Origin of the sequence: Sphingobium psychrophilum (assembly GCF_012927105.1) — a bacterium.
GTDB lineage: Bacteria > Pseudomonadota > Alphaproteobacteria > Sphingomonadales > Sphingomonadaceae > Sphingobium > Sphingobium psychrophilum.
Genome location: NZ_JABBFV010000001.1, coordinates 481,712 through 494,134, shown reverse-complemented (window position 1 = coordinate 494,134; position 12,423 = coordinate 481,712). Strand labels below are relative to the sequence as shown.

Sequence of the window (12,423 nt, the reverse complement as noted above, 5' to 3'; positions counted from 1 at the left end):
CCGAAACATATTCAGCGTTATGCTCACCGCGATCCTTAAGGTGCCCTATGATCGCATGTGAACTGGACGATCCCGACGGAATCATCTTCGTGCACGCTACCGGCGTATGGACGATCGCCGACGTCGATCGCCATTATAGCCATCTTACCCTCATATTGGACGACCGGCGACGCCACGGACTGCCGATCCGCATCCTGTCCGACGTGACCGAGGCGGAACGACAGGCGCATGATATCGAGGCGCGTATCCTGTGGCATATGAATCGCACCTACCTGCCCACCGACCGGGTCGCGATCCTGGTCGCCAATGTCGCGGACAAGCTTTACGTCCGCGCGCGGCTGGGCAAGGCGATCGTCGCGGCCTTTTCCTCGCAATTGCCGGCGGAAATGTGGCTGATGTCCGACGATCTGCAACCGCCGGGCATCGTCGCCGCCTGACGGATGATCAGGCGCCGAAGCCGCCGTCGATCGTGTGCATCGCGCCGGTGATGATGCCGGCCTCCGGTCCTGCCAGATAGGCGGCCAGGCCGGCAATCTCTTCCCCCGTCGCATGGCGCTTGATCGCCATGAAACCGTGCATCAGGCCGCTCATCGGGCCATCGGCCGGGTTCATGTCGGTGTCGGTCGGACCCGGCTGGATGATGTTGACGGTGATGCCGCGCGCTCCGAAATCGCGCGCCAGTCCGCGCGCCATGCCTTGCAGGGCCGACTTGGTGAGCGCATAGGCCGCCCCGCCTTCGAACGGCATCCGGTCGCCATTGACCGATCCGATCACGATGATGCGGCCGCCGTCCGGCATCCGCCGCGCCGCTTCGACCGCGGCGTGATAGGGCGCGCGGACGTTGAGATCGATCATTCGGTCGATCGCGTCGGCATCCTGCTCCAGCGGATCTCCCAGGATCGCAGCGTCGGCATTGACCACCAATATGTCGAGCGGCCCCTGCCCGGCGACGACATCGATCACCGCCTGGCGATCGGCCGCGTCCGAGCGGATCGCGCTGGCCCCGGTGTCGGCGGCGAGCGCCTGCGCGGCATCGTGCGACCCGGCATAGGTGAAGGCGACCTGCGCGCCGTCGGCAGCAAAACGCCGCACGATGGCCGCGCCAATGCCCCGGCTGCCGCCCAGGACCAGGGCTTTTTTGGAGGTGGAATCGGTCATCTTCGTCTTCCTTGTATTTGTGTAATGATCGCTATATAAATCGACGATCGACCGGGTCAAGGAATTATGTAGTGACCGTTAAAGAAAAATCGAAAAGCCGCGGGCGCCCCCGCGCTTTCGACCGGGACGCCGCGCTGGACCAGGCGCAGGCGTTGTTCCATGCGCAGGGCTATGACGGAGTCGGCGTGGCCGCGCTGGCGCAGGCGATGGGCGTCAATCCGCCCAGCCTTTACGCCGCCTTCGGCAGCAAGGCCGCCCTGTTCGACGAGGTGCTGGGCCGTTATGCGCGCAACGGCCTGCCGATCGACGCATTGCTCGCGCCGGGTGCAGAACCTGCGGCGGCGCTGGGTGCGCTGCTGCGCGAGGCCGCGCGCATCTACGCCGCTGATCCGCAGACGGCCGGCTGCATGGTGTTGGAGGGCGCGCGTGGCGCGGATGCGCAAGCCGCCTGCTGCGCCCGCAACTGGAAGGCGGCGAGCGCGCAGCGGGTGCGCGATTTCCTGATCCCGACCCATGCCGACAAGGCGCAGGTCGTGGCCGATTATATGGTGACGGTCATGTCGGGCCTGTCGGCGGACGCGCGCGCAGGGACGTCTACGGATCGGCTGGTCGCTGTCGCGGACATGGCGGGGCTGGCGATCGCGGCGATGCTGGACGAAGGCTGACTGTCTGCCGGGACGATTCGCCTATTGCGGGCGATGCCCCTTGCGCCATTTGGTAAGCAGGTGCCGCGCCAGCATCAGCGGCGGCATCCGCAGCCAATGCGACCGCACGAAGAAGGCGAAGACCAGCAGCTTGCGGCTTTCCCGGCCCCATCCGTCGCGCGCCAGCAATCGCGCACGCACAAGCCGGTCCCACAGGGTCAGGCGGGCGCCCGCGCCATAGACGGCACCCGCCAGTCGCCGCGCCTGCCGCACATGGGCGGCAACGCCATGGCGCGTCGCGCGCGCCGCCAGCGCGGCGGGATCGGCATCGGGCAGCAGGCAATATATGTCCCACAGGTTGCGAAGGCCGCCCTGCATGTCGCCATCCGCCAGCATATGCGCGACCGAATGGACGATCCGGTCCTCGACCGACAGAATATATAATCCATCGATTATGTGAACCGCATCGGCGATCATCGCCGTCGCATCCGGGGTCTGGCGCGCAGTCAGCGGCAATATAGTATGATGCACGTCGATCATCCGGTCGCGATCGACATGGATCATCGGCGGCAGTTCATGCATCCACTGACGATAATAGGCGTCGTCATAGGGGTCTTCCTTGACCCATTCCCATCCCGCCACGATCAGCGCGGCCTCCACCGCCGGCATGGCGTCGCGCGGCACGAGAATGTCGAGATCGCCGATAAACCGCCCCTGTCCGGCGCGCAGGTCCGCCGCTACATAGGCCGCGCCCTTGAGCAGCACCAGTTTGACGTCGAGGCCGCGCAGCGCCTGTGCCGCCCGGTCCGCCTCCCACAGCGCCTGCTGCGCCTCCCGCCCGCTGTCGCGGCGGGCGTCGCCCAGGATCGGCCGCACCGCGTCCGGCAGGGCGACGCCCTCCAGCCGATAGGCCAGCGTCCCGATCAACCTTTCCGCCCGCGCCGCGGCGAGCAGGCGGTTCCAGCCATCTGCGTCGAGCACCCCGACCGATGCCGGATCGCGCAGCGTACGCACCAACAAAACCGCGCTCATGCCAGTTCCTCCCACAGCCGATCGACCATGGCGATGGCGTCGTCGCCGGTGGGAAAATCGATCGCCCGCGCCGGGACATGGGCGACGAAGCGGGTGAGCGCGGTGAAAGCAGCCTCGCCCAGCGCGACATAATTGGTCGATGCTTGGGTCAGCCGCATGAAGATTTCGCCCTGCCCCAGCGGCCGCACCGCCGCATCATGGCCGAACCGGGGGAAGAGCAGCAAAGCCGGCATACCGCCATCGCCCATGCGCGCCACCGCGTCGGTGCGCGGCACCATATGGCGGATGTCGCCCTTGGCCGTCGCGGCCAGCAGCGGTCCCATGCGCGCGTCGCCGACTGCCTGCGTCACCACCTCGATCGCCCGGTTCTTCAGGCTGACGAGGCGAGGAAAGGGCAGGATCGCCCCGCTATCCATGTCGAGCAGCGCGAACTCGTCGCCCATGAATCGCCAGCCGCGCTCCCCCAGCAAGGCCGCCAGCGTCGATTTGCCCGACCCCGATTCGCCGGTCATCACCAGCACGCGCCCGTCCTTCTCCACGCTCGACGCGTGAAGCAGCAGGTGCCGCCGCCAACCCAACGCCATTTGCAGGTTCATGCCCATTTCGGCCGCCAGAAGCCCATGCGCCAGGCTCATCGGCGCGGCGTCGGCCAGGCCATGATCGCCGGTGATGAAGATGGACGGCCGCACCCATCGCCGGGCCAGGCTGGTGGGCTGAAGCCGGACGGTGAAATCGGCGATCGCGCCGCCCATATCGGGATAGGCGGCATAGAGCCGCGCCAGGTCCGCGATCGGCTGTCGCCAGGCAGAACCGATGCGGAAGGTGGCCGGGCCGATGCGTAGGGTGATGGCGTGCTTCATGCCGGACGCACCAGACCCAGCGCGACGAGCGCGTCGAGATGCACGCCGATCTCCACCACGGCATCGTCCACTGGCCCCAGATCATAGTCGCGCGCCAGCCGGTCGTGCATCGCCTGCACGGTAACCGGTGCGCCGTCGGCCATGCGCTCCAATATCTCAGGCACCGGGCTGATGACCATATGGGTCTGCCCCGACCGATGATGGTAGAGCAGAGTCAGGTCGTCGAGGACGCAGGTCGCCACCGCGTCCGCCTCGTCCCGGCGATAGGCTGTCACTCCGTCCAAATCCGGCATCCCAAACTACTGTCCATCTCGCTGTAGCGCGAAGGCGTAGCCAAGTGCCTAACGCATCAGGATAGCGCTGGCGACCGGACGGGTTGCGGCGCGGGCGCGCCGACCAACCCTTCGAACGTGCGCAGATAGCGGTCGAGCGCGCGCTGGACACCATGATCGCGCGTGGCCGCCGCCAGCATTGCAGGCGGCGCAGGGTGCGCCAATGTCCGTTCGATCGCGCGGGCGAAGGCCGCCGCGTCACCTACGCGCACCGCCGGATGCTGGCCCGCTGCCGCCAACAGCGGGCCGATATTGGGCGTGCTGTCGGTCGCCACTACGCCCGCGCCGCAGGCCAGCGCCTCGATCAGGGTGGCGCACAGGCCTTCCCAGCGAGACGGCTGGAGCAACAAGTCCGCGTCGGCCATCAGCGCGGCAAGGGCGTCGGGGTCGCCCACATAGCCCGCAAAATCCACGCGATCGGCAATGCCCAAAGCCGCGCATTGCCGCTCCAGATCGGCGCGGAGCGGCCCCTGCCCGGCGATGGTCAGCCGCCAGTCGAGATGGGGTAGTCGCGCCAGCGCGGCCAGCGCTGTCGCCTGATCCTTTTGCGGCGTCAGTCGCCCGACCATCAACAGCCGGCATGGATCGCCCGGATCGCGCGCGGTTCGCCCGTTGCGGGCCTGTTCCATGGCGCGCGTCACCGTTGGGCGGGGCAGCAGACGGATGTCGCCGCTTTGCGCCAGCAGGGCGCGGTCATGTTCGCCCATGACGATGGTGAGATCGCTCAGACGGGCGATGCCGCGGAAACGAAGCAAGCGGGCTATTGCGCCGGGGCCGCGCTGGCCAGGCCGCACGATGGGATTCGAAATGCGGCCCACTGCTTTCGTATCGGTGCCCAGTGCGGCGAGCGCGACCAGCATATTGCTCTGGTTACCGGCCGAATAGAGGATGTCGGGCCGATAGCGCCGCACCATTGCGGCCAGCGCCGGGAATTGGGCGATCATCGACAGGCGACGCTTGCCGCCGGGCGCGGGCACGCGCCGCACCGTTAGTGCGGGATCGATCAGGTGCGCGGCCGGACCATCAGTGCGGGCCATCCACAATTCGACCGGGACGCCGCGCTGGAGCAGATGATTGGCGAGCAGTATGGCGACGCGATCAAGGCCGCCATCACCCGGCTGGTACAGATAGACCGCCACCGAAAAAGCGCGCCCCGCAGGGCGGCCGAACTGAAACATGGAATGTGCCTCGCCAAACGTCGAACCATTGCAGGTTCGACGTCGTCAACGCGGGCAATCCGTATCCGTTCAAACCATTACGGGTGCGACGATCGGTTCAGCGCGGCATTTGCAGCGAGGCGTAGCAGGTAAATCCGCTCGTTCCGCGCTGTAGCCGGCGGATATAATTGAGATAGGCCTGGTTCTGCTCATAGCCGGTGCCGGGCAGCGGACGGCCGCGCAGCGCCTGCTTGACCTGCTCGCCGGTGAAGCTGCGGCCGGTGCCGGGATAGGCGCCGGGCGTGCCGGCCGGGACCAGTTGGCCGTTGGGCGCGATGAAATTACCCGCGCGGCTTTGGTCGGGCACGGGAATGGTGCAGTTGAGCACCGACGCAGCGGTGTTGGCCAGCGCGGGACGGATCGATACGATCGCCGATGCCGCGGCCGCGCCGCCCATCAGCAATTGGCGACGCGACGGTACGGCCAGCGATGGCGCGTCATCGCGGGCTTCGGGGCTATCTTGTTCGGGCTTCGGGTCGCTCATATCATCATGATCCGCTCGTCACGCTTGCCAAAGCGTAAAGATTGCACGCTATTGCAATAAGCCATCGCAGCAATTGCGCGACAAATCCAGCGCGGTAACCATGAATCGACTGACAACTTCGCAGATCACCGCCTCCCTCGCCATGCTGTTGCTTGGCACCGGAGGCGCTTTATTGCTGGGCGCATCGCCCATCACCATAGCCCTGCCGATTTTGGGCGGCCTGCTGGTCCTGCTGATCTGCGCGCAGGGCGTGGCGACGCGGCAGTCAGCCCCCGTCGCGCAGGAAGTGCCCGACCTGATCGGCCATCCCGATTTCATCAGCCTGCTGGAGGGGATTTCCGATCCTCTGATGCTGGTCGAGCGCAGCCGCATCGTCCGTGCCAATCGCGCCGCGCAACGCCTGCTGGGCACGCATATCGAAGGTGAGGATGCGCGTATCGCGATCCGCCACCCCGCCGCCGCCGAGCGGCTGGCCAGCACCGCGCCGCTTGCCGAGCCGGTCATGGTCGAACTTGTCGGCCTGGGTAGCCGCGACCAGCGCTGGCAGATGCGCATCGCGCCCATCGGGCAGGTTGCCGATATGCGCCGCCTCGTCCATCTCGTCGACCATAGCGGCACCCATGCGGCCGAACGGATGCGGGTCGATTTCGTCGCTAATGCCAGCCATGAGCTGCGCACGCCGCTGGCCGGGATATTGGGCTTCATCGAAACGCTGGCCGATCCCGAACTGGGCAAGGACGATGAAACCCGCCAGCGCTTCCTGAAGATCATGGATGGCGAGGCGCGGCGAATGCAACGGCTGATCGATGACCTCATTTCATTGAGCCGGATCGAGGCAGAAAAATATCGCGCGCCTGACACGCTGGTCGACCTGTCGGAACTGGCGGCCGAAGTGGTCGGCGTCTTCCGATCCAGCCATGGCGATCGCGGCCGCGAAGTGGAGATGGAGATCGCGCCGCAATTGCCCAGCGTCCAGGGCGACCGGGCGCAGCTATCCCAGCTACTGCACAATCTGATCGGCAATGCGGTCAAATATGGCCGCCCCGGCACGCCGATTCGGGTTATCCTGAATGAGGGGCCGAGTAGCATGACGCGCCTGACCGTGGCCGATGAAGGCGAAGGCATCGGCCCCGATCACCTGCCCCGCCTGACCGAGCGTTTCTATCGCGTCGATTCGGGGCGCAGCCGGGCGATGGGCGGCACGGGCCTGGGCCTAGCCATCGTCAAACATATCGTGGAGCGGCATCGTGGGCGCTTCGACATTGCCAGTACGTTGGGCAAGGGCACCACTATCACCGTGCTGCTGCCCCCGCCGATGGAAGACGTGCCAAATAAAAGCGACGAGAAAAGGCGTCCCTCAGCGCTTTCGGGCACTATGTCATGAAAATGAAACCTGACTGTCACAAAGGCGCGATGGTCCGCGACTAGGGCGCTTCCCAAGGGGGCGGCGACAAGCGAATCGCGGCTCTGTTGTTTGGAGGTTCCCGTGAAGACATTCGCCTTGCTCGCCGCGACGACCGTGAGCGTTCTCAGCCTTGCCGCTTGCGGCGACCAGTCCGGTGGCGGCGCAGGCCAGACGCGTGACCAGATCCGCGCGGTCGGCTCCTCCACCGTCTATCCCTTCGCGACCGCGGTCGCCGAACTGTTCGTGCAGAGCAACGCCGGCATGAAGTCGCCGATCATCGAATCGACCGGCACGGGCGGTGGCATGAAGCTGTTCTGCGCGGGCGTGGGTGCCCAGCATCCCGACATCGCCGACGCATCGCGCCGCATGAAGAAGGCAGAATTCGATATGTGCGCCGCCAACGGCGTGACAGATATCATCGAGATCCAGGTCGGCGTCGATGGCCTAGCCTTTGCCGAATCGAAGCAGGGTCCGGGCCTGAAGCTGACCCCCAAGATCGTCTATGAGGCGCTGGCCGCCAATCCTTATGGCAAGGGGCCTAACAAGGCCCAGACCTGGAAGGACGTCGACCCCAGCCTGCCCGCGATCGCCATCTCCGTCTTTGGCCCGCCGTCGACCAGCGGCACGCGCGATTCGCTTGCCGAACTGATCCTGGAAAAGGGTTGCCAGTCGGACGAGGCGATGAAGGCGCTGAAGGAAAAGAACGAGGACGAATATAAGGCGACCTGCACCCGCGTTCGCGAAGACGGCAAATATGTCGACTCCGGTGAGAACGACAATTTGATCGTGCAGAAGCTGGGCGCCAATCCCAATGCGGTCGGCGTCTTCGGCTACAGCTTCCTTGAGGAGAACAAGGATACCCTCAAGGACGTGTCGATCAACGGCGTCGAGGCGACCTATGAAACCGTATCGACAGGCCAATATCCTGGCGCGCGTCCGCTCTACATCTATGTCAAGAAGGCGCACATGACGGCCATCCCCGGTCTTCAGGGCTTCCTGAACGCCTTCGCTGCCAACTGGAACCCGGATGGCCCGCTGACCAAGCGTGGCATGGTTGCCGCGCCCGAAGACGTGCGCAAGAAGAGCGCCGAGATCGTCAAGGCGCTGACCGTCCTTGACGGTTCGCAGCTGAAGTAAGGGCGATATGACCGGACCAGCCATCATCCTGCTGCTGGCGGGCCTGGGCGCGATCGCCTGGGTCAGCGCCCGCGCCCGCGCCATGCGGCTCCAGACCGTAGCGCGGGCGACCGGGCGGCGCGACGCCGTCCACTCGCTACCGGGCTATCATGGCTGGTATGTCGCGCTATGGACCCTGATCCCGGCGGTCATCTTCCTGGCGATCTGGGCCAATGTCGCCCCCGGCTTGGTCACGCAAAGCGTGCTGGCGGACCCGGCGGCCCAGAGCCTGCCGCTGGACGGCTTCTCCCGCTCCGCCATCCTTGGCGAAGCGCGGGCGATCGCCAGCGGCGATCAGGCGGGCGCGTTCAACCCGCTGTCGCAGGGCCTGGTCGAACCCTATCGCGCCGCCCTCAACAAATATGGCGTGGCCGGCGGGGTGCTGGCGCTGGTGCTGGCCTTTGCCGGTGGCGCCTATGCCTTCACCCGCGTCCGCCCCGATTTCCGGGCGCGTACGCGGGTTGAGCGGCTGGTGATGGCGTCGCTGCTGATCGCGTCGCTGATCGCGATCGTCACGACGGTCGGCATCGTCGCTTCGCTGTTGTGGGAAAGCTTCCGCTTCTTCTCGATGGTCAATCCCATCGACTTCCTGTTCGGCACCAAATGGTCGCCGCAGTCGGCCGCCATGGGATATGGCAATGACGATGCGTTCGGCGCAGTGCCGCTATTCTGGGGTACCATCTTCATCGGCGCGATCATCGCCATGATCGTGGCCATTCCGCTCGGCCTGATGAGCGCCATATACCTGACCCAATATGCCAGCCCGACGGTCCGCAAGTGGATGAAGCCGACGCTGGAGATGCTGGCTGGCGTGCCCACGGTGGTCTATGGCTATTTTGCCGCGCTCACCATCGCCCCTGCACTCCGCGATTTCGCGGTGATGATCGGCATCCACGGCGCATCGTCCGAAAGCGCGCTCGCCGCCGGCCTCGTCATGGGCGTGATGATTATCCCGTTCGTGTCCTCCATGGCCGACGACAGTATCGCCGCCGTGCCGCAATCGATGCGCGACGGCAGCCTGGCGATGGGCGCAACCACCAGCGAGACGATCCGCAAGGTGCTGATCCCCGCCGCCCTGCCCGGCGTGGTGGGCGGCGTATTGCTGGCCGTCAGCCGCGCCATCGGTGAAACGATGATTGTGGTGATGGCCGCGGGCCTTGCCGCCAACATGACGCTCAATCCCTTTGCCAGCGTAACGACGGTGACGACCCAGATCGTCCAGTTGCTGACCGGCGACCAGGAATTTGACAGTGCCAAGACGCTGGCCGCCTTTGCGCTGGGCCTGGTGTTGTTCATCGTCACCCTGTTGCTCAACATCGTGGCCCTGCGGGTCGTGAAGAAATATCGCGAGGCTTACGAATGAGCGCGACACGCACCCCCACCGACTGGAAGTCGGATATTATGCAGAAGCGGATCGCGGGGCGTTACGCCGCCGAACGCCGCTTCAAGTTCGCAGGCCTGTTCGCGGTCGTCCTGTCCGCTTCCTTCCTGGCCTTCCTGCTTTTCACCATGATGGGCAACGGCCTGCGTGGTTTCACCAGGACCGAAATCGCCCTCAAGATCGACTTCCCGGCTTCGCCGCTACTGCTCGATCCCGCCGCGATCACGGACGAATCGCTGAACCAGGCCAATCTGCCGATGGTGACGGACACGGTCGCGAAAAAGCTGCTGGGCGCCGATGCCGACGCGCTGCTGTCGCCGACCGCCTGGATCAGCATTCGCGATGCGATCAAGGCCGATCCGAAGATATTGAGCCGGACCGAGACGATCAGCGTGCCCGCCTCGACTGGGCTGGATCTGGCCGCCAAGAGCAATGGTTCGCCGGAAATGGAGGCCGCGGCGGCGCGGCTTAAGCAACAGGGCGTATTGTCCACCGGCTTCAACTTCAGCTTCCTGACCGCCAGCGACGGCACCGATCCGACCCAGGTCGGCATTTGGGGCGCGTTCAAGGGGTCGCTGCTGACGATGATCGTGACGCTGCTGCTCAGCTTCCCCATCGGCGTCGCCACGGCGCTCTATCTGGAGGAATATGCCCGCAAAAGCTGGTGGACCGACATTATCGAAGTGTCGATCAACAATCTGGCGGCGGTGCCTTCGATCATCTTCGGCCTGCTGGGATTGTCGATCTTCCTGAACCTGGCGCATCTGCCGCGATCCGCCGCGCTGGTCGGCGGCATGACGCTGGCGCTGATGACGATGCCGGTCATCGTCATCGCTGGCCGCAACGCGATCAAATCGGTCCCGCCCAGCATCCGCGACGCGGCGCTCGGCATCGGGGCAAGTCCCGTCCAGGTCGTGTTCCAGCATGTCCTGCCGCTCGCCTTGCCCGGCATCCTGACCGGCACGATCATCGGCATGGCCCGCGCGCTGGGTGAAACCGCGCCGCTGCTGATGATCGGCATGCGCGCCTTCATCGCCACCCCGCCGGGCGGCATCACTGATCCGGCGACCGTGCTGCCGGTGCAGATCTTCCTCTGGTCCGATGAAGTCTCAAAAGGCTTCGTCGAAAAGACTTCCGCCGCGATCATCGTTTTGCTCGCCTTCCTGCTCGCGATGAACGGCCTCGCAATCTACCTGCGCAACAAGTTTGAAACACGGTGGTAAACGCACCCATGACAGAAGAACAAACCAAGCTGGCCATCGAAAACCCGAAGATGTCGGCACGCGACGTCAAGGTCTTTTATGGCGACAAGCAAGCGATCAAGGGCGTGTCGATCGACGTCGGCATGGACCATGTCACCGCCTTCATCGGCCCGTCGGGCTGTGGCAAATCGACGTTTCTGCGGACGCTCAACCGCATGAACGACACCGTCGCATCGGCGCGGGTCGAAGGTGAGATTACGCTGGACGGCGAGAATATCTATGCTGCGTCGATGGACGTGGTGCAGTTGCGCGCGCGGGTCGGCATGGTGTTCCAGAAGCCCAATCCCTTCCCCAAGTCGATCTACGAGAATATCGCCTATGGCCCGCGCATTCACGGCCTGGCCGCGGGCAAGGCGGACATGGACGTGATCGTCGAAAAGTCGCTGCGCCGTGCAGGCCTGTGGGAAGAAGTGAAGGATCGGCTGACCGAAAGCGGTACGGCCTTGTCGGGCGGCCAGCAGCAGCGGCTGTGCATCGGCCGCGCCATTGCGGTGGAGCCTGAAGTCATCCTGATGGATGAACCCTGCTCGGCGCTCGATCCCATCGCGACCGCCAAGATCGAGGAACTGATCCACGAACTACGCGGCAGATATGCGATCGTCATCGTCACGCATAACATGCAGCAGGCCGCGCGCGTGTCGCAACGCACCGCCTTCTTCCACCTGGGCGACCTGGTCGAATATGGGGTGACGTCCGACATCTTCACCAATCCCCGCCAGGAGCGGACCAAGGATTATATCACCGGCCGCTACGGCTGATCCGGGGGAGAGAGACAATGGCTGAACATACGATCAAGGCATTTGACGAGGAAATCGACCGGCTGCGCGGGCTGATCGCCGAAATGGGCGGGCGCGCGGAAGCCGCGATCGAAAATGCGATGCTGGCGCTGCAACGACAGGACAAGGTGCTGGCCGCCGAGGTGGTCGAGGGCGACAAGCGGATCGACGCGATCGAGGCGGAAGTCGAAAAGCTGGTGATCCAGGTGATTGCGCTCCGCGCGCCTATGGCCAACGATCTGCGAGACGTGATCGCGGCCTTGAAGATCGTGAGCGTGGTCGAGCGCATTGGCGATTATGCCAAGAATATCGCCAAGCGCGTGCCGCTGATCGCCACCAACACCCGTATCCTCGAACCCATTTCGCTGTTGCCCTCCATGGGCCAGGTTGCGGGCGAAATGGTGCATGATGCGCTCAACGCCTTTGCCGCGCGCGACGCGGACCTTGCGTTGGCGGTGGTGGAGCGCGACACGGTGGTCGACGATTTCTACAACAGCGTGTTCCGCACGCTCGTCACCTTCATGGTCGAAAATCCCAAGACGATCAGCGAGTGCGCGCATCTGCTGTTCATCGCCAAGAATATCGAACGGATCGGCGACCATGCGACCAATGTCGCGGAAATGGTCTATTATGCCGCGACCGGCCAGACCCTGCCGGAGCGTGAGCGCGGCGCCGACATGCAGCCGGAGAACTAGA

Annotated in this window: 14 protein-coding genes; 8 read left to right on the top strand and 6 right to left on the bottom strand. The window is 65.0% G+C overall.

Going from position 1 to position 12,423, the window contains the following annotated elements:
- The first annotated feature begins 47 nt into the window (after nucleotides 1-47).
- Nucleotides 48-437, top strand: a complete 390-nt coding sequence (locus HHL08_RS02535) for a hypothetical protein (protein WP_169570886.1) — start codon at nucleotides 48-50, stop codon at nucleotides 435-437.
- Between the two features lie 7 nt (nucleotides 438-444).
- On the opposite strand, the gene bdcA is transcribed toward HHL08_RS02535, so the two are convergent.
- Nucleotides 445-1,158, bottom strand: a complete 714-nt coding sequence (bdcA, locus tag HHL08_RS02530; RefSeq protein ID WP_169570885.1) for an SDR family oxidoreductase — start codon at nucleotides 1,156-1,158, stop codon at nucleotides 445-447.
- A 71-nt stretch (nucleotides 1,159-1,229) separates the two neighbouring features.
- Here bdcA and HHL08_RS02525 point away from each other — a divergent pair, with 71 nt between their 5' ends.
- Nucleotides 1,230-1,823 carry a TetR/AcrR family transcriptional regulator gene (locus HHL08_RS02525; protein ID WP_169570884.1) on the top strand — a complete coding sequence of 198 codons (594 nt, stop codon included), beginning with the start codon at nucleotides 1,230-1,232 and terminating at the stop codon, nucleotides 1,821-1,823.
- A gap of 21 nt (nucleotides 1,824-1,844) precedes the next feature.
- Here HHL08_RS02525 and HHL08_RS02520 read toward each other — a convergent pair whose 3' ends face one another.
- The 5 genes from HHL08_RS02520 to HHL08_RS02500 all read right to left on the bottom strand — a co-directional run bounded on the left by HHL08_RS02520 (nucleotide 1,845) and on the right by HHL08_RS02500 (nucleotide 5,727).
- Nucleotides 1,845-2,834, bottom strand: coding sequence for a nucleotidyltransferase domain-containing protein (locus HHL08_RS02520; RefSeq protein WP_169570883.1), 990 nt, complete (start codon nucleotides 2,832-2,834; stop codon nucleotides 1,845-1,847).
- The gene (locus tag HHL08_RS02515; protein WP_169570882.1) at nucleotides 2,831-3,694 is read right to left on the bottom strand and encodes an HprK-related kinase A; all 864 of its coding nucleotides are present in this window, start codon (nucleotides 3,692-3,694) and stop codon (nucleotides 2,831-2,833) included. The genes HHL08_RS02520 and HHL08_RS02515 overlap by 4 nt, the downstream gene beginning before the upstream one ends.
- A complete protein-coding gene (locus tag HHL08_RS02510; protein WP_328804555.1) occupies nucleotides 3,691-3,969 on the bottom strand; it encodes an HPr-rel-A system PqqD family peptide chaperone in 279 nt (92 codons plus the stop codon). The genes HHL08_RS02515 and HHL08_RS02510 overlap by 4 nt, the downstream gene beginning before the upstream one ends.
- 74 nt (nucleotides 3,970-4,043) lie before the next feature.
- The gene (locus HHL08_RS02505; protein ID WP_169570880.1) at nucleotides 4,044-5,204 is read right to left on the bottom strand and encodes a glycosyltransferase; all 1,161 of its coding nucleotides are present in this window, start codon (nucleotides 5,202-5,204) and stop codon (nucleotides 4,044-4,046) included.
- Nucleotides 5,205-5,301: 97 nt separating this feature from the next.
- The gene (locus HHL08_RS02500; RefSeq protein WP_169570879.1) at nucleotides 5,302-5,727 is read right to left on the bottom strand and encodes a hypothetical protein; all 426 of its coding nucleotides are present in this window, start codon (nucleotides 5,725-5,727) and stop codon (nucleotides 5,302-5,304) included.
- A gap of 100 nt (nucleotides 5,728-5,827) precedes the next feature.
- Between HHL08_RS02500 and HHL08_RS02495 the strand changes: the two genes are divergently transcribed.
- The 6 genes from HHL08_RS02495 to phoU all read left to right on the top strand — a co-directional run bounded on the left by HHL08_RS02495 (nucleotide 5,828) and on the right by phoU (nucleotide 12,422).
- Nucleotides 5,828-7,111 carry an ATP-binding protein gene (locus HHL08_RS02495; protein WP_169570878.1) on the top strand — a complete coding sequence of 428 codons (1,284 nt, stop codon included), beginning with the start codon at nucleotides 5,828-5,830 and terminating at the stop codon, nucleotides 7,109-7,111.
- Nucleotides 7,112-7,213: 102 nt separating this feature from the next.
- The gene (locus HHL08_RS02490) at nucleotides 7,214-8,269 is read left to right on the top strand and encodes a substrate-binding domain-containing protein (RefSeq protein WP_169570877.1); all 1,056 of its coding nucleotides are present in this window, start codon (nucleotides 7,214-7,216) and stop codon (nucleotides 8,267-8,269) included.
- Nucleotides 8,270-8,276: 7 nt separating this feature from the next.
- Nucleotides 8,277-9,671 carry a phosphate ABC transporter permease subunit PstC gene (gene pstC, locus HHL08_RS02485; RefSeq protein ID WP_169570876.1) on the top strand — a complete coding sequence of 465 codons (1,395 nt, stop codon included), beginning with the start codon at nucleotides 8,277-8,279 and terminating at the stop codon, nucleotides 9,669-9,671.
- Nucleotides 9,668-10,912 (top strand): phosphate ABC transporter permease PstA, encoded by a 1,245-nt coding sequence (gene pstA / locus HHL08_RS02480; protein ID WP_169570875.1) that lies wholly within the window; start codon nucleotides 9,668-9,670, stop codon nucleotides 10,910-10,912. The genes pstC and pstA overlap by 4 nt, the downstream gene beginning before the upstream one ends.
- 8 nt (nucleotides 10,913-10,920) lie before the next feature.
- A complete protein-coding gene (pstB, locus tag HHL08_RS02475) occupies nucleotides 10,921-11,709 on the top strand; it encodes a phosphate ABC transporter ATP-binding protein PstB (protein ID WP_169570874.1) in 789 nt (262 codons plus the stop codon).
- Nucleotides 11,710-11,726: 17 nt separating this feature from the next.
- Nucleotides 11,727-12,422 (top strand): phosphate signaling complex protein PhoU, encoded by a 696-nt coding sequence (gene phoU / locus HHL08_RS02470; RefSeq protein WP_169570873.1) that lies wholly within the window; start codon nucleotides 11,727-11,729, stop codon nucleotides 12,420-12,422.
- Nucleotide 12,423: the final 1 nt, after the last annotated feature.